Origin of the sequence: Pseudomonas sp. 2957, from assembly GCF_031456345.1 — a bacterium.
GTDB lineage: Bacteria > Pseudomonadota > Gammaproteobacteria > Pseudomonadales > Pseudomonadaceae > Aquipseudomonas > Aquipseudomonas siliginis.
The window spans coordinates 60,178-80,570 of sequence record NZ_JAVDUL010000002.1; the positions used below are offsets into that span (position 1 = coordinate 60,178).

The window sequence follows — 20,393 nt, forward strand, 5'->3', positions numbered from 1 at the left end:
TCAAACTGGAGTTCGGCTCGGTCTTTCAGATCGGCTGACCTCGCGTATACCTCACCCTAGCCCTCTCCCTCGGGAGAGGGCTAGGGTGAGGGGCAGCTCTTTGATTCACCGCAAATAGTCGATAGCTAACTAACAACCAACTTTCTTATAACTCTTTTAATACCCAGCCTATAAGCAATCGGTACAAGCCCCCGTCAAAATCTTGCTAGTGTTACAACCGGGTCTGCCAAATGACTGTTTTTACGATCATTTATCAAATTTGGCGCCAAGGAACAGTCATGAGCGAAGCTCCTGCATCGAGACGTTTACTGGTGGTCGATCCCTGCGACGACTGTTATCGCCTGTTGCCCGGATTGCGCGCCGTAGGCTGGGATGTCGACAGTTGTAATCTGGAAAACGCCGCATCCCGGGCCTGCGATGTCGGCCTGCTGCGTTTGCAGCCCTACCACCTGGAACGACCCGAAGCCGTCAAAGAGCTGATCAGCCGCAGCGGCACCGAGTGGATCGCCGTGCTCAATCAGGAAGTCCTGCGCTTGCAGAACGTCGGTGACTTCGTCTGTGAATGGTTTTTCGATTTCCACACCTTGCCCTTCGACGTTTCCCGCGTACAGGTCACCCTCGGCCGCGCCTTCGGCATGGCACGCCTGCGCGGGCAGGGTACGATTCATGTCGATCAGCCGGAGCACGAACTGCTCGGCGACAGCAAGCCGATCCGCGAACTGCGCAAACTGCTGAGCAAACTGGCCCCGACCGAATCGCCCGTGCTGATTCGCGGCGAAAGCGGCACCGGCAAGGAACTCGTCGCGCGCACCTTGCACCGCCAATCCCAGCGCCACAACAAACCGTTTGTAGCTATCAACTGCGGGGCGATACCAGAGCATTTGATTCAGTCCGAATTGTTTGGCCACGAAAAAGGCGCGTTCACCGGCGCGCACCAGCGCAAGGTCGGACGCATCGAAGCGGCCAATGGCGGCACGTTGTTCCTCGACGAAATCGGCGACCTGCCGCTGGAATTGCAGGCCAATCTCCTGCGCTTTCTGCAGGAAAAGCATATTGAACGGGTAGGGGGCAGTCAGCCGATACCGGTGGATGTACGCGTGTTGGCCGCAACCCACGTTGACCTGGAAGCGGCGATTGAGAAGAAGCGCTTTCGTGAAGACCTTTATTACCGGCTGAACGTCCTGCAAGTGGTGACCGCGCCATTGCGCGAGCGCCACGGCGATCTATCGATGCTGGCCAACCACTTTTCGCACTTCTACAGCCATGAAACCGGGCGTCGACCAAGAAGCTTCAGCGAAGACGCGCTGATTGCCATGGGCAAGCACGACTGGCCGGGCAATGTGCGCGAGCTGGCTAACCGGGTCAGGCGTGGGTTGGTGTTGGCGGAGGGGAGGCAAATCGAGGCGCGGGATTTGGGATTGATCAGTCAGCATTCCATCGCCACGCCGATGGGCACGCTGGAAGACTACAAGACCCGGGCGGAACGGCAGGCGTTGTGTGATGTGTTGAACCGGCACAGTGATAATTTAAGTGTGGCCGCGAAAGTTTTAGGGGTTTCGCGGCCTACTTTTTATCGGTTGTTGCATAAGCATCAGATTAGGTGAGTGCAAGAATCAGAATATAAATGCAATTGTTTTTGTTAGGGTGTCACACAAAACATCCAATATAGTGCGTTTGATCTTGCTTCATAATAGGATTGGATTTTAAAATTTCCGCAACCTTATATTTTTGATACGTGTTTGCGCCACAACTCCCCCCACATAAAGGTATAACATTAATGTTTTTGGCGTCTCGTATTTTGCGGCATTAAAACGAAAGTTTTGAGACTGCCAAAGCATAGAGCTGGGTACGTTGAGCTGCGTTTTTTCATTATTCTGCTTGAATATTACAACGCACAGTTCTGTGTTTTTATAATCAAAACTCAACTCATATTGGTCGCCCTCTTCAACTTCTTGGAAACTCTTGACGATCTGAATGGCACTGCGCACCTGTGGGCCAGGTACTGATTCAAGAAAATACTCATTTTCAATAAAGGAAATTCTTGGATGGGAGCCCTCTCCATATTGGACTGCCCAATGGTTCCAATGATAGTTATCAAACGTAGTCAAATCATCCAACCCAGCCTTGACCCCATAACTCCTCACCCGACACGCCACGGCCTCACCCTCAACCGCCCCCGCATGCAATCCCACCTTAAATACAACAGCCAACTTCGAATCAGCCTTACACCCGCGCAACCACTCCACCTCAGCCAAATAATCAAGCCCCCCTCCCTGATCATGCGCCGCCCCGACAAACTGCTCCTTGACGCGCTCTCCACCACTCGTGAACGTCTCCACATACCTTAACCAGATCGGTAATCCCGCCTGCTGAAATGGCCAAGCCTCACACAAAACCTTCGTGTCATCGTTGAGCATTCCAACATCCAGCACCTCACCATCAAAACCCGCAAGTTTCGGCATCGGCATGCTCGATTGCAGCAACTCGCCAATCACCAACGTCACGCTCTGCACAGGCGTCGGCTGGCCATTGACGATCAAGTTGTATTTCAATTCCACACTGCGCTGCAGATTTGCCCCGGTGATAGAAGAATCGATATCGAATTGCACTTTCGATTGTCCCGCCACCGGCTTGTGCTGGGGAGGCACTGAGCCGGCGCCGGGTCTGCCGGCGATTTCCAGTTGCACTTCGTGATTGGCGCCAAACGTCGAAGTGTCAAACACCACGGTAAATCCGCTTTGATGCAGATTCGGGTTCAGCCTGTAATCGGGCGCCTGCACAACCGTTGGCGGTTTCAACTGACTGACTTCGCCGGTGACCGCAATCACAATGTCATTGGAGGGGCGCGCAGGTGCGCCGGCGCGCAGCAGCTGAAAGCCGACCTTGGCCGAACCGTTGACGATCGCTGTGATCTTGTCGTTCGGGATCGGGAAGTCGTGATGGCCGGGCACGCTGTCGACAGTTTTTTCCAGCGGGCCGACGGTCACGGGCTGTCCTCCAGACGTCGTACCGGCCCAGGTCAGGACGACCTTGTCACCAGCCTGGTAGTCGCCGCCTGTGAAGTAAACCCGGGCAGCGGCATCGCTCGTGCCCAGTACCTTCAGGTCGATGGTGGTGACGTTCTGGCCGTTGACCCAGATCGTCGGCGCCGGCAAGCGATTGTTCAGATCCACCGAGACGTAAGTGATTTTCGCCCACCGCGCCTTCGGATCCGGCAGATTACCCACCCGGTCGACGACCTGATAGCTCACTTCGATATTGTTGCCGTTGCCTTGCGCCCTGATGACGTCCTCGGTGAAGGTAGCGAAGATCGGATGGTTGACCGGATCGTCGATCTGCTCTCTGGTGACCGGGTAGTACGTCACCACCTGATCACCCCAACGGCACCGAATGGTGTCGAAGATGGCGATGTTCTCATAGGGTACGATGTTCATGCGGATTCCCCGCCGGGCCAAATCCTCATTCACGCCATTGGACGGATCCGGGCTAAGCGTATAGATCAGGCCGGAGTTGCCTTCTTCGCTGTCGCTATCGGTGCCACCTGGTTGTGTGAGTTGGACCCACATACGCCGTACCGGCTCGGAGCTGACCGGGTCCTGACCCAAGCGCTGTACGGTGTAAACGATCAGTGCTTCGCCATTGGTGACTTGACCCTTGGGGACTTTGAATTCGAGCCGCTTATTCAAGTTGCTTTCATCGACCGGAACTGTCCCAACTTCGACGCCATCAAAATACATTTTACAGTTGTCATACATCGCCATCCCTACCCACGGATCTACGATGATCAGCAAATCATTTTCGACGGTCTCGAGCGAAATGCCACCGTCGTAGCCCCCATCCTTCAAAACGGCCTGTTTCAAAACAAAGGGTGGATTCAGAGCGAGAATGCGGTTTTCATCCGGCGTCTGGTTCATGTCGATGCTCCGTTACGGCCTGTTGCAAGGTGCGAGGCGCTGGAGTCATGTAAGCGGATTCAGCGGTAGGGCGCACCTGTCAGATCTGACAGGTGCGGACGTATTTCCGATAAGTGGTCGCGAGTTGCACCAGCAGCGAAAAGCCGACAGATCAAAGGATCGCAGCCTTCGGCAGCGCCTACACGAACTGTAGGCGCTGCCGAAGGCTGCGATCTTTTGCTTTTAGAAGTAATACGGGAATTTCAGGCTGAACGAAAAGTCCGGGGCATCATCGGTCATGCCGATCGACAAGTTCGGCACGATCGTCAGGTTGTCGGTGGCTGCGATGGTCATGCCGACGTTGAAGTAACCGGCGTTGGCATCACTGGACACTACCGATTCCCAATCGCCGCCGTCCTGTTTCAGCTTGCTTTTGCGTTGCACCAGGTCGGAGACCGAGAACGACATACTCATCTTCTCGTTGAGCGCGAAGGCGATACCGGCGCCGATCTGGAAGCTGTCGCCAATCTTAACCTTGCCCGGGTTTTTCTGATTGACCGTAGAGCTGATGTCGTCGAACGACTCCTCGAGGTTGTGGGTGTAGGAAAGGCTGCCGAACAGCACCGCCGGGTCAAATGTCTTGACCAGCGAGATACCCGGCGTAATGGACCAGACGCCGTTGCCGGTGGGCAGGGTGTCGGGGACGAACAGGTTGGAGTTGGCGTCGGTCTGGCGCAGTTTGATGCCGAACGGGTCTTTGCCGGTCGGCGCCTTGACGCGCAAGGTGACCACGGCGTCCGGGGTGTTGACCGATTCGTCGAGGAACTTGTACGCGATACCGAAGTTGACGTCGCCGATGGTTGGATCCTTGGTGACGGTTTCTTCTGTTGTTACGCCAGCCGCGCCCTCGTTGCCGCCGCCGGATTGATACGTCGACTCGCGATAGATCACCGGCACGTTCAGGTCGAACTGCCAGCGGTTATCGAAGTTGTAGCGGCCGGTGAGGTCCAGGGTCCAGGTGTCGGCCTTGATCCGGTCGAGGTTGATGTTGCCCAAAAAGATCGAATCCAGCGCAAGGAACCCGTTCAGGATCAACTGGCGGGTGTCATAGCGCGAATAGGTCAGGCCGGTTTCCACGCTGAACTTGCCGCCGCCAAAGAAACCGCTGGCTTCGTCATACAGGTTGGAAACGCTTTGCGCCGGTTGTGAATCATCGGCCAGCGATTGACCGTAGGAAGCGCCGCTGCCCCCGGCGGCGCCTCCCGATGCAGCGGCCGCACCGGTGCCTGTGGCGGCTCCGGCGGCGACGCGATTGCCTTTCATGTCGGACGGCGATTTCGCCAGTCGTTTTGGCGGTGGGGCCGCGGGTGTTTCTTCTACCTGGCGGACCCGTTGTTCAAGTACCGCCAGCGCTTGTTGTTGTTGTTCGTATCGTTGTCTCAGTTCCAGAAGTTCCCGTTTCAGGGCTTCTACATCGGCGTCGGGTGCTGCTTGCAGCATTGCCGCCGGGAGAAGGGTACTCAAACACACTGCGGCACGCAGTGATACTGATCGATACATGAATAAGCCGTCCCTTTAAGCCCAATGATCGAGACTCAGCGTAGTTCAATATCCGATATTGCGTAGGGCCCCGAGTTGGGTCAGGTTGCAATCCAGTGCACCGGCGCTTCTGCCGTTATTGTTCAGTACGACGTTGAGTTGCGTAAGGTTGTTGACCACGTTGGCGCTGCCCAGCAATCGGGTGTTCTGCAGCAGCCCGCCCTGGGCGACTTGTTGCAGTGCCGTGCCTTGATTGCCGCTGGCCTGAATGGCCATTTGCACGCCACCACCATTGGCCGAAACCGCGACACTGCCGGCGCCGTTGCTGCCAGTAATGGTTTGTCCGGCGATAAGGGCCTGGCCTTGCGATGGCACCAGTGCCGGCGCCTGACTGGCTTCGCTGACGTTGATCGCGACGTTGTTGTTGGCGGTGTTGCCATCGCCGGCGGCGCGTACGCTTTGCGTCACACCCTGGCTGCTGTTGAGGCCGGCGCCACCGATTACGCTGCCGGTGCCTGCGGTGAGGGCGCTGCCGTTGCCCGACTCCTTGATGGTCGAGACGTAGAATTCCGGTTTGACGGTTGCGGCCTGGATCTGCATCGAGGTCGCGGCCCCGATCAAGTCGCCGCTGGCGTTGCGCCAGGTGCTGCTCATGACAATGCCGAAGCTGATGATCCGCCCCGGCATGACGTAACGACCGCGCAGCTCGGCGAGCTCCTGGTCCTTGATTTCGATGGGTTTGAATCCGGCATGGGCTAAACCTGACGCACTCGCTGCCAGGCAGGCGGCGGCCAGCCAGTATGAGCTTTTCATCTGCTGCTCCCGGGACATCCAGTCCCATTCTCTAACTCGGCGATTAAAAGAAGTCGCTCTGAATGAACCCGAAATCCATCAATTCCGCATCTTTGACCGGGTTGAAACTGTCCAGCGAGTTCTTCGCCGTCAGCGGCACCGGAGGGCTGCGCAAGGCGTTGGCCTTGTCGTAACCGGGGCCGACGATGGCAAAGACAATGCCGTTCCAACCTTTGACAAAGTCGTCGTGCTTGTAGCGCTTGTGGCCGAGAACCGGGTCACCGATGTAGACCCAATCCTTGTCCGAACGCTGCAGGACGACGAAATGCTTGTAACCACGAATGTCCATCAGAACCACCACCGGAATGGTCACCGCTTCGAGTTTCTCGGGCGGGATCCGGTAACCACGGGCACGCATGCCGATGCTTTCTACGTAGCGCTTCATGTCGAGCATGGAGAAACCCTGGGTTCGCACCAGGTCCTGGTCAGCGTTGACCAGCATGCCTTTGATGATGTGCTCCTCATCGACGTCGAGCCAATAGGCCTGGCGCAGGACCGTCGCCAGTGCAGCAGCGCCGCAGCTGAAGTCGGTTTTCTGTTCGACGATGTCGGCAAACTTGCGCTCACGAATGCTTTGCACATCCTTGTAGACCAGCACGCCACCCGGCAGGGCAGCGACGGGCATCTGGGCCGCCTGAGTCAGGCCGCACAGACAAAGCAGAGCGAGGAGGGCAGGAGTCCGCATGATCGAATACGCCTTGTGGAACCGAGGAAAAGCCCCGTTGCCGGGGCTTTCGTTTCGATCGCGATTACATGCAGGCTTTGCAACCTGCGGCGATGGACAGCGAGTTGCTTTGTTGGTTGCCCACACCCGCCGAGACGTTGGCTCCGCCGTTGCCGGAGAAGTTGTTCATCGAGTTGGTCATGTTGGCGTTGTTGACGACAGGGGTTTTCCAGCCATCTTTGGTCAACACTTGTTGGGTGGTGACGCCAGCGAGGCCAAAAGTACCCACGGCTTCGAACTTGGCTTTCTGATCATCGTTGCCACCATGGCCGCCGCCACGGTTACCCCAACCACCATGGTCGTTGTCGTCTTCGATGGTCGCAGTGCCTTTGGCTTTGAACACGCCAGCGGCTGCATAAGTACCGGTAAGGGTGTCGGTTTTGTAAGCCTGCACGCCTTTGTTTTCCACGACCAGGCCAGTCGAGGACTGGTTGGCAGAGGCGGCAGCCTGCGCTACACGACCACCGGAAACGGCGATGGCGAGGTTGTTTTTCTGTTGGTTGAAGTTGCCGGCGGTCACGTTGATGCCGATGTTGCCGGAACCGTTGTTGCCAGTATTGGTGAGGTTGGCGTTGTTGAAGGTGGAAGAGTTTTTCACATAGTTGTTGGTGTTCACCTGAGTCGCGCTCGAGGCGGCAACAGCATTGCCGAAGATGAAGCTTTCGTCAGCGGTGGCCAGTGCAGCAGCGTTGTCCTGCTGGTTGCCGTCGCCGCCCGCCACGTTGGCACCCATGTTGCCGTTGGAGCCGTTGAGCGAGTCGCTGGCATTGGCGTTGTTCAGGGTGCCCTGGTTTTTCACCACGTTGCCGTCGCTGTTTTGTGCGTCAAGTACAGCGGCGCCGGCGCCTGCGGTGATCTGCAGCAGTTGTTCAAGATTCGGACCTTGTGGCTGGCCGTGACCATTGCCGTGCCCGTTACCATGACCGTTGTTGTCACCACGGCCGCCAGCCTGTGCTGCCATTGCCATCACTGCTGCGAGTGCGAAAACCAGTGGTTTGAGAGCCATTGTAGGTTTCATGGTTGTTTCTCCGTCGTGCTTATTAGTTGGTTAAGTGTTGGGACTTTTCTAATTGCACTGCTTTTTGTTTGGGTCAGTCTGCGACCCGGATGCTCAGGGTGTTAGCCATGCGGTTCCCCACCCCGGCACTCTGGTTCACCTGGATTACCCCGCGGCTGCCGGTGAAGGCCTGATCACTTGTCGTGACCTGGCGACTGCCGATTGAGGTACCAGTTGCTCCTGAGCTCGGTAAAAACGCCACGTTCTGTTGTGAAAGGGCGCTGTCGTCAACGCTCTGCGGGCCGGCACTGATGCTGACGCGCGTAACGTTGGCCATTTGGTTGTTGGCACCGGCGCCCTGGTTAACACCGAGGATGCCGTTGCCATTGCTGAAAGAGTTGCCGCCGATGTTGGCGCTCGCGTCGATGGCGCGGCTGGCGGGCGTGTCGATGGTTTGCCTGACGCTGGTGGTGGCATGGGCTTCGGTGCCGATGGCAATCGCCTTGGTGTTGGCTTGTTGCATCTGGTCACCGGCAGCCTGGTTGACATTGAAGTTGCCGCGATACTGAGCGCCGGAATCCTGAATGTTTGCCTTGTTGACTGAAGCCGAATCGGCCATGGCGCTGGTGCAGCCGAGCAGGGCAAGAAGCAGCAGGGTGCGATTCATGTCATTGGCCTCCGGCCATGCGAGTCAGAGGCGCCAGCCCGGTACTCATCGCCCGGTTGACCGTGTTGGAGATCGAGGCGCCAGAACCACCGCCGCTGCCAGTACGCATGCCGGGCAGGCCGTTCTGATTGGTCAGGGTGTTCATGCCGGGCAGGTTGGAACTGGGCGTGGTCATGTTGCCGCGAATCGATGAGCCGCTGGCGACACTGGCGAAATCACCGTCAGTGAGTTCGGTACTGCTGAGGGTCTGGTTGATCCGCGCCGAAGGGTTGGCGTTGACCGTGGTCGGATAGGGGTCTTTGCCGCCATTGCGCCCGATCGCGACGGGTTGAACGTCGCGGTTGAGGACGATCACGCCGTTGCCTTCAGCCTGGGCGCTGACGCTGATCAAAGCGCTGGCGGCTGATCCGATCAGCAGGAGGCAGGTCAGGCCTTTATTGAAATTCCCCACGGCTGCAATTCCTTCTTCAGTGGGCTGGGTTATTCAGCGTTGTGAAGGAGAGAGCGAAAGCTGTGCCGGTTTTGAATTATCTTTTTATTTCAACGGCTTACATGCTTTGGGAAATTCCCTGTTGCGGGCACTGTTTCAGCGCTGAGACACAGGGCGGATCGCTTGCGGGGCAATGGGCGCCGGAAAGCTCTGGAACAAGGGTTTGCGCCGAGGTGTTTCATCGGCGTAACAGATCACGTGACGCAATGATGAATGACGCTTGGGCGGGGCCTTTGCGCGGTCGGGAGTGTTTCAAAAACGGACAGTTTTGCGTTAAAAGCCGCCGGGCGGCTTATCTGGACAGCAAACGCTCGACCGCCGCAAAGGCTTGCGTCTGGCGCTCGGCCCAATTGCCTTCGATCATTTGCAGCGGCTGTTGGTGCTGGATCAACCAAACGCGGGTGGCTTCGTAGAACGCCATGCGATCCGCAAGATCCGGTTGGCAGCGCTGGCCGTCTTCGGTCCAGTCGATCTGTTGTGGGGACAACAGCAGGTGCAGGTCGTAATGGCGCGCCAGTAACTCGGTTTCCAGCCAGTCCGGGCAGGCGCCAAACAAAGTCTGGCTCCAGAGGATGTTGCTGAGCAGGTGGGTGTCGAGAATCAGCAGTGGGGGCTGTTTCGCGCGCGCCTGATCTTCCCATTGCAACTGGCCCTGGGCGATATCAGGGATATCCGCAAGGCAAGTGTCGCGTGGGTTGTCTTCTATGAACCGACGAACATATTCATCAACGCGCACGCCGCCGAAACGCTGCTCCAACCCTGCCGCCAGCCAACTTTTGCCGGTGGATTCCGGGCCGGTCAGAACGACGACTTTCATGCGCGCAACGCCGGATCGGCGCGCCATTCCCGCCAGCCTTGCACGGCGAGCAGGGTAAACAGCGCGTACAGGGCGGCGGTCAGGTACAGGCCTTTGTAGATGAACAAGCCGACAAAGATCACATCGAGGACGAACCACAGCGCCCAGCATTGCAGACGTTTTTGCGCCATCCACAGTTGCGCGACCAGACTGAAACCGGTGAGCGCGGCATCGAGCCACGGCTGTGCGGCGTCGGTCCAGTGCGCCATCGCCGCGCCCAGCAACACACTGCCGATCGCCCCAACGCCGAGGCCGAGCACCATCGAGCGTGCATCGAGGCGGGTAACCTGGCGACCGTCATGCATCGTCCCGGCGCGGGTCCATTGCCACCAGCCGTAGATCTGCAGCGCGGCGTAGATCACTTGCAGCAACATGTCCGAATACAGCTTCACCTCAAAGAAGATCCAGCTGTAGAGCAACACCATGACCAGCCCGATCGGCCAGCACCACGGATTCTGCTTGACCGTCAGCCACACGGCGATGACACCGAGGGCAGCGGCAAACAGTTCAAGCCCGGACATGAGTGATCCTTGGGGGAGTTGAGAAGGGGGCGGATTGTACTGCATTCGCCCAGACACAGAAGTACCCTGTGGGAGCGAGCCTGCTCGCGAAAGGGCCTGTCCAGTCGACATCTTCTTCCACTGACTGGCCCGACGCCTTCGCGAGCAGGCTCGCTCCCACAGGTTATGGGTCAGACCCGGAACTGGCGCAGCAACCCGTTGAGCTGTTCGCTCAATTGACCAAGTCGCAGACTGGCCGCGCTCGACTGCTCAGCCGCCAACGCGGTGCTATGGGAAAGCCCGGCCGCCTGGGTGACGTTCTGGTTGATGTCCTCAACCACCTGCGCCTGTTGCAGCGTAGCGCTGGCAATCGACGCATTGAGGCCGTTGAGATTACGCAACGCCTGGCCAATCGCATTAAGGCTCGCCCCGGCCAGTCCCGCCTGTTCGATGGTCAATTGCGAGGCCTTGCTGCTGTCGCCGATCACCTTCACCGCAGCCTCCGAATGATTCTGAAGACGCTCGATCATCGACTGAATCTCCGCCGTCGATTTCTGCGTACGCTGGGCCAGCAAGCGCACTTCATCGGCGACCACGGCAAACCCGCGACCCTGTTCACCCGCACGCGCCGCTTCAATCGCCGCGTTCAAGGCCAGCAGATTGGTCTGCTCGGCAATCGAACGAATCACTTCCAGTACGCTGCCAATCTGCGTGCTCTCCGCTGCCAAGGTGCGGATCACTTCCACCGCCTGATCGATCGTGCCCGAGAGCTTGTCGATCTGTTGCAGGCTGCCGTCAATATTGATCTGCCCCTGTTGCGCCTGCGCTTCGGCATCGCGCATTTCTGCGGCGGCGTGTTCGGCGTTTTTCGCCACATCCTGCACGCCGTAGGTGACTTCGTTGATCGCCGTGGCCACCAATTCCATCTGCTGCGACTGCTGCTGACTGCGCTGCTGCGCCTGCGAGGCATCGTTACCCAGCTCGCTGGAAGACTGGCCCAAAGCGCTGGCCGAGACCTGCAGATCACCAATCACTCGGCGCAGTTTGGCGGTGAAGGCATTGAAGTGATGGGCCAGTTCAGTGACCTCATCCTTGCCGTGGGTATCAAGGCTGCGGGTCAGGTCGCTTTCGCCGCTGGCGATGTTCGCCATGGCATTCACGGTCTCATGCAACGGACGGACTATGCTGCGTGCGATCAGGATCACCAGCAGCGCCATGATCAGCGCAATCGCCAGGCCGATCGCCGACGCCTTGATCATTTGTTCCTGAAATTCCGCCTGAACATCGTCGACGTAAACACCGGAACCGATTACCCAGCCCCACGGCTCGAACAATTTCACGTACGAAGTCTTGGCAACGGGATCAGTCGCCCCCGGTTTCGGCCAGCGATAATTGACCATGCCCGCGCCTTTGGCCTTGGCGATGGCGACCATTTCGTTGAACACCGCAAAGCCGTCCGGGTCGCGGATCGCCGAGAGGTTCTGGCCTTCGAGCTTGGGGTTGGTCGGGTGCATGACCATCACGGGCGTGAGGTCGTTGATCCAGAAGTAGTCGCTCTGGTCGTAGCGCAGGCCACGGATCGCGGTCAGCGCCTGCTTTTGCGCCGCGTCCCTGGTCAGGGTGCCAGCGGTTTCCAGCCCTTGGTAATAAGTCAGCAGGCCACTGGCGGTCTGCACCACGTGCTGGGTTTTCTGCGCCTTGGCGTGGTAGAGGTCGTCATGGATCTGCTTGAGCATCAGCACGCCCAAGGTCAGCAACATGACCACCGCCACGATCAAGATGAGCCACAAGCGTCGGCTGATCGACACACTGCGCAAGCTGTTCATAACGCTGTCACTCCGGATTCTTGTTCTTGTAGTAAACGATCGCCAGCATCCAGCCACAGCTGAGTGCCCGGGACTACCATCCAACGCGCAGAGCGCTTTTGAGGCTTGTCTGTTAGGATTTCGGCCCCGCGCGCAAAAACCTGAATCCGGTTTTGATATTTCACGGAATTTTTACCGTTTCGTGTGGATCCTGTGCGCGCGCAATCGCTACAGCTTTTACCGGCTACGCTGGACGCAGTGAACGAAAAAATACTATCGGGGCATGCCCGCGTGCATCGCTCTTTGGGGGATTGATGGATCTTTGGACCGCCTTGCAGGCACTGATTCTAGGAGTTGTAGAAGGGCTGACGGAGTTTTTGCCCATTTCGAGTACCGGACACCAGATCATCGTCGCCGACTTGCTGAACTTCGGCGGCGAACGGGCCATGGCGTTCAACATCATCATTCAGCTCGGCGCGATCCTCGCGGTGGTCTGGGAATTTCGGCGCAAGATCCTCGACGTGGTGATCGGCCTGCCGACCCAGCCGAGCGCACGGCGTTTCACCGCCAACCTGCTGATCGCCTTCCTGCCGGCCGTAGTGCTCGGCGTAATTTTTGCCGATCTGATCCACGAATATCTGTTCAACCCGATCACCGTGGCGGCGGCGCTGGTCATCGGCGGAATCATCATGTTGTGGGCCGAACAGCGCCAGCATGAAGTGCATGCCGAAACCGTCGACGAGATTCGCTGGACCGACGCGCTGAAAATCGGCTTCGCGCAATGCCTGGCGATGATTCCCGGCACCTCGCGTTCCGGCTCGACGATCATTGGTGGCTTGCTGTTCGGCCTGTCGCGCAAGACGGCCACCGAGTTCTCGTTCTTCCTCGCCATGCCAACCATGGTCGGTGCGGCGGTGTATTCGGGCTACAAATACCGCGACCTGTTCGTGCCGGCGGATTTCCCGGTGTTCGCCATTGGTTTCGTCACGGCGTTCATCTTCGCCATGATCGCTGTACGCGGCCTGCTCAAGTTCATTGGCAGCCACAGCTACGCAGCGTTTGCCTGGTACCGGATTGCGTTCGGCCTGTTCATTCTGGCGACCTGGCAGTTCGGCTGGGTGGATTGGTCGGCAGCGAAGGCATGAATGACCCGCGCACGCGCCGCCCTGAGGGACGACCTACAGGCGGCCGCGTTCAGCATCTGAAATTGAAGCTTGTGGTGTTGCTGATCGTCTGCGCGCTGCCGCTGTTCGGCTCGCTGTCGATGTGGCTCAGCGGCATCTCGCGGGTGCCGCTGGCGGCGTACGGGATTGTCAGTGTGCTGGCGTTCTTTCTGTACTGGGCCGACAAACGCAAGGCCCGCGCCGATGCCTGGCGCACGCCGGAAAACATCCTGCATGCGGTGGAACTGGCGGGTGGCTGGCCGGGTGCTTTGATCGCGCAGCAGGTGTTCCGGCACAAAACGCGCAAGGTGTCGTTTCAGATTCTGTTCTGGGTGATCGTGTTGTTGCATCAGGTGTTCTGGATTGACCAGATTTTCCTCGGTTCAAACCTGCTGTCGCTGATCTAACGTCCACCGAAAATCCCCTGTGGGAGCGAGCCTGCTCGCGAAAGCAATCTCATCCTCGCTGATGAGTCGCCTGACAAACCGCCTTCGCGAGCAGGCTCGCTCCCACAGGATTTGCGTGCTTACAAAAGCAGGCCGATTTGGGTTTTCTTAGGCAACTTGCCCACCACCAGTTGATGCGATCGCTGCAACAAACCCTGTAATTCCTCGGCACCCAGCGGGTAGGGCGGGTGCATGATGATCCACTGCGCCCGCGCCAGATACGGCGCCGGATGAATCCCCGGGCGGTCGCAATGGCCGAGAAACAGATCCTTGTCGACCTTGAACGCCAGCGAATCCCCACGTAATCCCTGCAAGGCAAACATCTTGTTGCCGGCAATCGAGAACACCCGCACGCCGCCCCATTTGTAATCTTCCCGCGCGCCGGGCAGGGCAAGACAAAACTCGGCAACTTCGGCTTCGCTCATTCTTCCCTGTTTCATAGAAATCTGTCCCCGCAGGCATTGAACGATTCGACCAGGTGATCAATCCATGCACGCACCGCTGGCATTACCCCGCGCCGGTGCGGATAGACCGCTTGCAGCCAGCCGCCAGGCAATGACCATTGCGGCAGCACTTGCACCAGTGTGCCGTTACGCAATTCGGTTTCGCAGAACATCATCGGCAGCACGGTAAAGCCCTGACCGGCGAGCACGCAGGCCTTGCGCACCACGAAGTCATCAATGCCCAGCCGCGCTTCCATGCTCAGATCGACGCTCTTGCCTTGCTGATCGAGCAGACGGACGTGAACCATGCGGTCGGCCTCCAGCGCGCCGAGTACCGGCAGGTTTTTCAGGTCCTGCGGATGAGTGATGGTCTTGCCTTGCATGAACGCCGGGCTGGCGATCACCACTGCTTGCGCCTGCCGCAAGCGGCGGGTGACCAGCAACGGGTCTTCATCGCCGTGATCGCGCACACGCAACGCCACATCGATGCCTTCGGTGACCAGATCGACCCGGCGGTTGAGCAGGACGACCTCCAGCTGCACCTGAGGAAACTTGCCGAGGAAATCGCTGATCACCGTCGGCAGCATTTCATGGGCAAGACCGGTCGGGCACGATACCCGCAAGCGCCCGCGAGGCTCGCTGGACATGCTCGCCACCGCCTCGTCAGCCATTTCCGCTTCCAGCAGCATCGCCTGACAGTGGCGCAAATAGCGTTCGCCCACGGCAGTGAGGCTCAGTTGGCGAGTGGTGCGTTGCAGCAGACGTGCACCGAGGCGCTCTTCCAGCTCGGCAATTCTTCTCGAAAGCCGTGACTTGGGAATACCGAGCAAGCGCCCGGCGGCGGCAAAACCGCCGGCTTCGACCACTTTGGCGAAATAGTAGAGATCGTTGAGGTCCTGCATGCGCGTTTCCAGTCGTTCTATCAATGGGACGAACTATCGCATTGTCGGCGACTAATCAGCTATTGGTTTGTTGCGTAGGATTGTCTCCATTCCGTCGCCGCCGGCGATTCTTTCAGGAGAACCCACATGAAACTGTTGCACATCGATTCGAGCATTCTCGGCGACAACTCGGCTTCCCGTCAGTTGAGCCGTCAAGTCGTCGACGCCTGGCAAGCCGCCGAGCCGAGCGCCGTGGTTACCTACCGCGACCTGGCCGCCGATGCGATCAGCCACTTCTCGTCGACCACGCTGATTGCCGCCGGCACCACCGCCGAACTGCGCGACGCTGCGCAACAGCACGAAGCCGAGCTGAGCGCTTCGACCCTGGCCGAATTCATCGCTGCCGACGCCGTGGTGATTGCCGCGCCGATGTACAACTTCACCGTTCCAACCCAGCTCAAAGCGTGGATCGACCGCGTCGCCGTCGCCGGCCAGACGTTCCGCTACACCGAAGCCGGCCCTGAAGGCCTGTGCGGCGGCAAGAAAGTGGTGATTGTGTCGACCTCTGGTGGCATCCATGCCGGTCAGGCCAGCGGCATCGCTCACGAAGAGTATCTGAAGCTGGTACTGGGCTTCCTCGGCATCACCGATATCGAAATCGTCCGCGCTGAAGGTCTGGCCTATGGCGAAGAAGTGCGCAACAACGCCATGAGCGCTGCGCAAGCGAAGATCAGCGAGCAACTGTTCGCCGCCGCGTAAGGCTTGCGTAAAGAACAGCGTCTGTTCAGGCAATCCCCAAAAAACTCTGTATTCTGATTCCGCAAGGGCTGATTACGGAGTTTTTTGTTTCTGGCTGTTACATAATCTGGCCCGGGTTATGCAGTTTCAGCACATCCGACGATGTGGTCCGACAGGGTGGGGCATTCATGAGGCATCTTTGTGCACTGTTGCTGATTTGCCTGGTGGGCAGCCTGAATTCAGTGCAGGCCGCGCCGGGGCGGCACCCTGTCTGGAGCGTCGGTTATCACGAGATGACCTTTCTCGACCCGCTCGATCTGCAACCGATGCGCGCCATCGCTTTTTACCCGTCCAGTGACCGTGAGCATATGAGTTTGCTTGAGGGCTACTCGGTCGAGGCCGGTGAAGACACCAAGGTCGCGATCGGCCGCTTTCCGATGTTGATGCTCTCCCATGGCAATACCGGGACGCCGCTGGCCTTGCATGATCTGGCGACCTCGCTGGCGCGCAAGGGGTTTGTCGTGGTGGCGGTGATTCATCCCGGCGACAACTGGCGCGACCACAGCCGACTTGGCACGTTGAGCAATCTCTACGGCCGGCCAATCCAGATTTCCCAAGCGATCACCGCGACGCTCGGCGACATCATGCTGGCGCCGTTCGTCAATGCTGATCAGGTTGGTGTGATCGGTTATTCGGCTGGAGGCGAGACCGCGTTGATTCTTTCCGGGGCGCAACCGGATCTGGATCGTCTGCGCCGCTATTGCCAGGAACGTCCGGACGATCACGACGCCTGTAACACCCAGGGCGAGCTGATTGTCGATCGCGATGACCTGCAGCCAGTGGCCGATCCACGGGTTCACGCGTTATTGCTGATGGCGCCGCTGAGCCTGAAGTTCGGCCGCCACACCCTTGCCGATGTGCACGTACCGGTGCTGCTCTACAGCGGCGACGGCGACAAACTGGTGGCCTTCGATAAAAACGCTGCGGCCCTGGCGCGCAAACTGCCCACCGCGCCGGACTTCAAACTGCTGGCCGGAGCAGGGCACTTCGTGTTCATGGCGCCGTGCACCGAAGAGCAGATCCGCGCCATGCCGGCGTTGTGTACCGATGCCGACGGGGTGGATCGCGAGGATATTCACCGCAACCTGATCTCCGAGGCCGGACGGTTTTTTGCCCAGGCACTGGGTAAATCGAGCAGGGCGGGGATGCAGACGGCGGATCAATAACTTCATCACCGCCACCAATTCCTGTAGGAGCTGACGAGTGCAAGGGGATCGGTGGTTTCAGGAGGTAGCGCGACGCTTGAGCAACAAGGTCAGGCCCAGCCCGGTCACCGACAACAACGCCGCGCTGAAGAAAATCCACGAATAGCCCAGATTCAACGCCACCGCGCCCATCAACGGTCCCGCGATCGCCAGTGCCAGATCGAAGAACACTGCATAAGCCCCCAACCCTGAACCACGGCTGGAACTCGGCACCTGTTTGATCGCTTCAACCCCCAGCGCTGGGTACACCAGGGACAGCCCAAACCCCGCCAGCCCTGCGCCAATCAACGCATACGCAGTGGAGGGCGCCAGCCACAACAGCACCAGCCCGACAGTTTCAACCGACATGCAAACGATGGCCGAGGCAAACCCGCCAAACCGGGCAATCGCCGAGATGAACAACAGCCGCGACAGAATGAAACACACGCCAAACACGGTCAGGCAGTACGCCGCGCCGGTCCAGCCTCGGTTGAGGTAATAAAGGGTGATGAAGGTGGTCAGCGTGCCGTAGCCGATCGAGGCCAACGTCAGGCTGGTGCCGTACGGTGCAATCTTGCCGAACACCGCCCAGAACGAAAGGCGCTCGCCACGAATCACCGGCACCGAAGGTTTGTTGCGGATCAACCACAGCGCACCTGCCGCCAACGCCGACAGCGCGATGCCAAGGCTGACAAAGCCATATTCAGCGACCATCACCACGCCCAACGGCGCGCCAATGGCAATCGCGCCGTAAGAAGCGATGCCGTTCCAGCCGATGGATTTTGCCGTGTGCTCGACACCGACCTGGCCCATGCACCAACTGATGGTGCCGACACCGATCAAGCCTTGGGCAATGCCAAGCAGCAGGCGCCCGGCGATCAGGATCAACAGGCTGGTCAGCGGAAAACTTTGCAGCAAGGTCGACAGCAACGTCAGCGCGCCGCTGAGGACAATCCCCCACAAGCCATAAATGATCGCCCGCTTGGTGCCAAGGGTATCCGACATGCGCCCGGCCATTGGCCGGCTGAGCAGGGTGGCGAGGTACTGCGAACCGATCACCAGCCCGGCAATGATCGCGCTGAAACCCAGTTGCTCATGGACGTAACCGGGCAGTACCGCAATCGGCAACCCGATGCAGAGAAAGGCAATGAAGGTATAGAAAACGATGGAGACGATCTGCAGGGTGATCGCCAGGGAGCTTTGCGGTGGCAGTGGCTGCGCAGACATGAGCACTCGTTCGCGGGCGGCGGTGGGAGAGTTGCCGACATCATGGCGCGGGGCCGGGATAAAAGAAAGCAGGCTAACTACTTTCCCTTGGGATTGATGGGGCTGCTGACGGCCCCTTCGCGAGCAGGCTCGCTCCCACATTTGAAATGCATTCCCCTGTGGGAGCGAGCCTGCTCGCGAATATCTGCGCACCCACAACTCCCAAACGCCGAATGCAAAAAGCCCCGTCACAGGGACAGGGCTTTTAACTTGGAGCTTGCAGCTTGAAACTAAAAGCTGCTCTTAAAAAACGACGCCCTGGCTACGCAGGTAGTCGTCATAAGTGCCGCTGAAGTCGGTCACGCCGTTCGGGCTCAGCTCGATGATGCGCGTGGCCAGGGACGATACAAACTCACGGTCGTGACTGACGAAGATCAACGTGCCCGGGTAGTTTTCCAGCGCCAGGTTCAGCGCCTCGATCGATTCCATGTCCAAGTGGTTGGTCGGTTCGTCCATGATCAGCACGTTCGGCTTTTGCAGGATCAGCTTGCCGAACAGCATGCGACCTTGCTCACCACCGGAGATGACCTTGACCGACTTGAGGATCTCGTCGTTGGAGAACAGCATCCGGCCCAAAGTACCGCGAATCATCTGCTCGCCCTGGGTCCACTGACCCATCCAGTCGAACAGGGTGACGTCGTCTTCGAAGTCGTGAGCGTGGTCCTGAGCGTAGTAGCCCAGTTCAGCGGCGTCAGTCCATTTCACGCTACCGGCATCCGGGGTCAGTTCGTTGACCAGGGTGCGCAGCAGGGTGGTCTTGCCGATACCGTTCGGGCCGATGATCGCAACGCGCTCGCCGGCTTCAACCTGGAAGCTGAAGTCCTTGAACAATGGCTTGCCATCGAAACCCTTGGCCATTTTCTCGACCATGACCGCCTGACGGTGCAGCTTCTTGTTCTGCTCGAAACGAATGAACGGGCTGACGCGGCTGGAAGGCTTGACCTCGGCCAGCTGGATCTTGTCGATCGCCTTGGCGCGGGAGGTGGCCTGCTTGGCTTTCGAGGCGTTGGCCGAGAAGCGGCTGACGAACGATTGCAGCTCGGAGATCTGCGCTTTCTTCTTGGCGTTGTCCGACAGCAGTTGCTCGCGGGACTGGGTCGCCACGGTCATGTATTCGTCGTAGTTGCCCGGGAACAGGCGCAGCTCGCCGTAATCCAGGTCAGCCATGTGCGTGCACACGCTGTTCAGGAAGTGACGGTCGTGGGAGATGATGATCATCAGGCTGTTGCGCTGGGTGAGGATGTTTTCCAGCCAGCGAATGGTGTTGATGTCCAGATGGTTGGTCGGTTCGTCGAGCAACAGCACTTCCGGATCGGAGAACAGTGCCTGCGCCAGCAACACGCGCAGTTTCCAGCCTGGCGAGACTTCGCTCATCGGGCCGAAATGCTGTTCCAGCGGAATGCCCAGACCCAGCAACAATTCGCCGGCACGGGATTCGGCGGTGTAGCCGTCCATCTCGGCGAACTCGGTTTCCAGCTCGGCAACGGCCATGCCGTCTTCTTCGGACATTTCAGCCAGCGAGTAGATGCGATCGCGCTCGGCCTTGACCTTCCACAGCTCTTCGTGACCCATGATCACGGTGTCGATCACGGTGAATTCTTCGTAGGCGAACTGATCCTGGCGCAGCTTACCCAGACGCACGTTCGGCTCGAGCATGACCTGGCCACCGGACGGATCGAGATCGCCGCCGAGGATTTTCATGAAGGTCGACTTGCCGCAACCGTTGGCACCGATCAGACCGTAGCGATTGCCTGCGCCGAATTTGACCGAAACGTTTTCGAACAGCGGCTTGGCGCCAAACTGCATCGTGATGTTAGCTGTGGAGATCAATTACCTTACCTATCAATGGGTTAGAGCTGGTCTGTGGTGCCTGGTACAAACCTGAGTAC

At 58.8% G+C, this 20,393-nt stretch carries 19 protein-coding genes; 5 read left to right on the forward strand and 14 right to left on the reverse strand.

All coding sequences use genetic code 11. The features are described from left to right. Positions 1–278: 278 nt before the first annotated feature. Positions 279–1,604, forward strand: coding sequence for a sigma-54 dependent transcriptional regulator (locus J2Y39_RS05935; protein WP_041479695.1), 1,326 nt, complete (start codon positions 279–281; stop codon positions 1,602–1,604). Positions 1,605–1,703: 99 nt separating this feature from the next. Here the strand turns inward: J2Y39_RS05935 and J2Y39_RS05940 are convergent, their stop codons facing one another. The 10 genes from J2Y39_RS05940 to J2Y39_RS05985 all read right to left on the reverse strand — a co-directional run bounded on the left by J2Y39_RS05940 (position 1,704) and on the right by J2Y39_RS05985 (position 12,344). Next, positions 1,704–3,914 carry a hypothetical protein gene (locus J2Y39_RS05940; RefSeq protein ID WP_310215906.1) on the reverse strand — a complete coding sequence of 737 codons (2,211 nt, stop codon included), beginning with the start codon at positions 3,912–3,914 and terminating at the stop codon, positions 1,704–1,706. Between the two features lie 222 nt (positions 3,915–4,136). Next, the gene (locus J2Y39_RS05945; protein WP_041479694.1) at positions 4,137–5,453 is read right to left on the reverse strand and encodes a hypothetical protein; all 1,317 of its coding nucleotides are present in this window, start codon (positions 5,451–5,453) and stop codon (positions 4,137–4,139) included. Positions 5,454–5,498: 45 nt separating this feature from the next. Further along, a complete protein-coding gene (locus tag J2Y39_RS05950; RefSeq protein WP_041479693.1) occupies positions 5,499–6,245 on the reverse strand; it encodes a hypothetical protein in 747 nt (248 codons plus the stop codon). Between the two features lie 43 nt (positions 6,246–6,288). After that, positions 6,289–6,969, reverse strand: coding sequence for a C39 family peptidase (locus J2Y39_RS05955; protein ID WP_024012915.1), 681 nt, complete (start codon positions 6,967–6,969; stop codon positions 6,289–6,291). Positions 6,970–7,033: 64 nt separating this feature from the next. Beyond that, entirely contained in the window at positions 7,034–8,026 is a 993-nt protein-coding gene (locus J2Y39_RS05960; RefSeq protein ID WP_150635355.1) for a heme utilization protein, read from the reverse strand. Between the two features lie 73 nt (positions 8,027–8,099). Further along, complete coding sequence (locus J2Y39_RS05965) at positions 8,100–8,672, reverse strand: hypothetical protein (RefSeq protein WP_041479691.1); 573 nt, start codon at positions 8,670–8,672, stop codon at positions 8,100–8,102. 1 nt (position 8,673) lies between these two features. Next, positions 8,674–9,123, reverse strand: a complete 450-nt coding sequence (locus J2Y39_RS05970) for a hypothetical protein (protein WP_056785923.1) — start codon at positions 9,121–9,123, stop codon at positions 8,674–8,676. Positions 9,124–9,454: 331 nt separating this feature from the next. Further along, positions 9,455–9,979: an AAA family ATPase gene (locus tag J2Y39_RS05975; RefSeq protein WP_150635354.1), complete on the reverse strand. Its 525-nt coding sequence runs from the start codon at positions 9,977–9,979 to the stop codon at positions 9,455–9,457. Continuing rightward, positions 9,976–10,539 (reverse strand): nicotinamide riboside transporter PnuC, encoded by a 564-nt coding sequence (gene pnuC / locus J2Y39_RS05980; protein ID WP_310215913.1) that lies wholly within the window; start codon positions 10,537–10,539, stop codon positions 9,976–9,978. Before pnuC ends, J2Y39_RS05975 begins: the two co-directional genes overlap by 4 nt. Positions 10,540–10,709: 170 nt before the next feature. Next, a complete protein-coding gene (locus tag J2Y39_RS05985) occupies positions 10,710–12,344 on the reverse strand; it encodes a methyl-accepting chemotaxis protein (RefSeq protein ID WP_310215916.1) in 1,635 nt (544 codons plus the stop codon). Positions 12,345–12,637: 293 nt separating this feature from the next. Between J2Y39_RS05985 and J2Y39_RS05990 the strand changes: the two genes are divergently transcribed. Then, the gene (locus J2Y39_RS05990) at positions 12,638–13,468 is read left to right on the forward strand and encodes an undecaprenyl-diphosphate phosphatase (RefSeq protein WP_016774688.1); all 831 of its coding nucleotides are present in this window, start codon (positions 12,638–12,640) and stop codon (positions 13,466–13,468) included. Beyond that, positions 13,465–13,893 carry a DUF1294 domain-containing protein gene (locus tag J2Y39_RS05995; protein ID WP_256809786.1) on the forward strand — a complete coding sequence of 143 codons (429 nt, stop codon included), beginning with the start codon at positions 13,465–13,467 and terminating at the stop codon, positions 13,891–13,893. Before J2Y39_RS05990 ends, J2Y39_RS05995 begins: the two co-directional genes overlap by 4 nt. A gap of 119 nt (positions 13,894–14,012) precedes the next feature. Here J2Y39_RS05995 and J2Y39_RS06000 read toward each other — a convergent pair whose 3' ends face one another. Next, complete coding sequence (locus tag J2Y39_RS06000) at positions 14,013–14,372, reverse strand: MmcQ/YjbR family DNA-binding protein (RefSeq protein WP_110645259.1); 360 nt, start codon at positions 14,370–14,372, stop codon at positions 14,013–14,015. Continuing rightward, the gene (locus J2Y39_RS06005; protein ID WP_056785936.1) at positions 14,369–15,277 is read right to left on the reverse strand and encodes a LysR substrate-binding domain-containing protein; all 909 of its coding nucleotides are present in this window, start codon (positions 15,275–15,277) and stop codon (positions 14,369–14,371) included. Before J2Y39_RS06005 ends, J2Y39_RS06000 begins: the two co-directional genes overlap by 4 nt. Positions 15,278–15,403: 126 nt before the next feature. Between J2Y39_RS06005 and J2Y39_RS06010 the strand changes: the two genes are divergently transcribed. Beyond that, positions 15,404–16,015, forward strand: a complete 612-nt coding sequence (locus J2Y39_RS06010) for an FMN-dependent NADH-azoreductase (protein ID WP_310215922.1) — start codon at positions 15,404–15,406, stop codon at positions 16,013–16,015. Positions 16,016–16,182: 167 nt separating this feature from the next. Continuing rightward, positions 16,183–17,220, forward strand: a complete 1,038-nt coding sequence (locus tag J2Y39_RS06015; RefSeq protein WP_310215926.1) for a dienelactone hydrolase — start codon at positions 16,183–16,185, stop codon at positions 17,218–17,220. 57 nt (positions 17,221–17,277) lie between these two features. Here the strand turns inward: J2Y39_RS06015 and J2Y39_RS06020 are convergent, their stop codons facing one another. Next, positions 17,278–18,465, reverse strand: coding sequence for an MFS transporter (locus J2Y39_RS06020; RefSeq protein WP_095179994.1), 1,188 nt, complete (start codon positions 18,463–18,465; stop codon positions 17,278–17,280). 282 nt (positions 18,466–18,747) lie between these two features. After that, positions 18,748–20,334 carry an ABC-F family ATPase gene (locus J2Y39_RS06025; RefSeq protein ID WP_016774693.1) on the reverse strand — a complete coding sequence of 529 codons (1,587 nt, stop codon included), beginning with the start codon at positions 20,332–20,334 and terminating at the stop codon, positions 18,748–18,750. Positions 20,335–20,393 lie beyond the last annotated feature (59 nt).

What these genes read in the sequence shown, in the direction of transcription:
- J2Y39_RS05935 (WP_041479695.1), top strand. Translation starts at nt 279, where the DNA reads ATGAGCGAAGCTCCTGCATCGAGACGTTTACTGGTGGTCGATCCCTGC.
- J2Y39_RS05955 (WP_024012915.1), bottom strand. Translation starts at nt 6,969, where the DNA reads ATGCGGACTCCTGCCCTCCTCGCTCTGCTTTGTCTGTGCGGCCTGACT.
- J2Y39_RS05940 (WP_310215906.1), bottom strand. Translation starts at nt 3,914, where the DNA reads ATGAACCAGACGCCGGATGAAAACCGCATTCTCGCTCTGAATCCACCC.
- J2Y39_RS05950 (WP_041479693.1), bottom strand. Translation starts at nt 6,245, where the DNA reads ATGAAAAGCTCATACTGGCTGGCCGCCGCCTGCCTGGCAGCGAGTGCG.
- J2Y39_RS05985 (WP_310215916.1), bottom strand. Translation starts at nt 12,344, where the DNA reads ATGAACAGCTTGCGCAGTGTGTCGATCAGCCGACGCTTGTGGCTCATC.
- J2Y39_RS05990 (WP_016774688.1), top strand. Translation starts at nt 12,638, where the DNA reads ATGGATCTTTGGACCGCCTTGCAGGCACTGATTCTAGGAGTTGTAGAA.
- J2Y39_RS06000 (WP_110645259.1), bottom strand. Translation starts at nt 14,372, where the DNA reads ATGAAACAGGGAAGAATGAGCGAAGCCGAAGTTGCCGAGTTTTGTCTT.
- J2Y39_RS05960 (WP_150635355.1), bottom strand. Translation starts at nt 8,026, where the DNA reads ATGAAACCTACAATGGCTCTCAAACCACTGGTTTTCGCACTCGCAGCA.
- pnuC (WP_310215913.1), bottom strand. Translation starts at nt 10,539, where the DNA reads ATGTCCGGGCTTGAACTGTTTGCCGCTGCCCTCGGTGTCATCGCCGTG.
- J2Y39_RS05945 (WP_041479694.1), bottom strand. Translation starts at nt 5,453, where the DNA reads ATGTATCGATCAGTATCACTGCGTGCCGCAGTGTGTTTGAGTACCCTT.
- J2Y39_RS05975 (WP_150635354.1), bottom strand. Translation starts at nt 9,979, where the DNA reads ATGAAAGTCGTCGTTCTGACCGGCCCGGAATCCACCGGCAAAAGTTGG.
- J2Y39_RS06015 (WP_310215926.1), top strand. Translation starts at nt 16,183, where the DNA reads ATGAGGCATCTTTGTGCACTGTTGCTGATTTGCCTGGTGGGCAGCCTG.
- J2Y39_RS06005 (WP_056785936.1), bottom strand. Translation starts at nt 15,277, where the DNA reads ATGCAGGACCTCAACGATCTCTACTATTTCGCCAAAGTGGTCGAAGCC.
- J2Y39_RS06020 (WP_095179994.1), bottom strand. Translation starts at nt 18,465, where the DNA reads ATGTCTGCGCAGCCACTGCCACCGCAAAGCTCCCTGGCGATCACCCTG.
- J2Y39_RS06010 (WP_310215922.1), top strand. Translation starts at nt 15,404, where the DNA reads ATGAAACTGTTGCACATCGATTCGAGCATTCTCGGCGACAACTCGGCT.
- J2Y39_RS05995 (WP_256809786.1), top strand. Translation starts at nt 13,465, where the DNA reads ATGAATGACCCGCGCACGCGCCGCCCTGAGGGACGACCTACAGGCGGC.
- J2Y39_RS05965 (WP_041479691.1), bottom strand. Translation starts at nt 8,672, where the DNA reads ATGAATCGCACCCTGCTGCTTCTTGCCCTGCTCGGCTGCACCAGCGCC.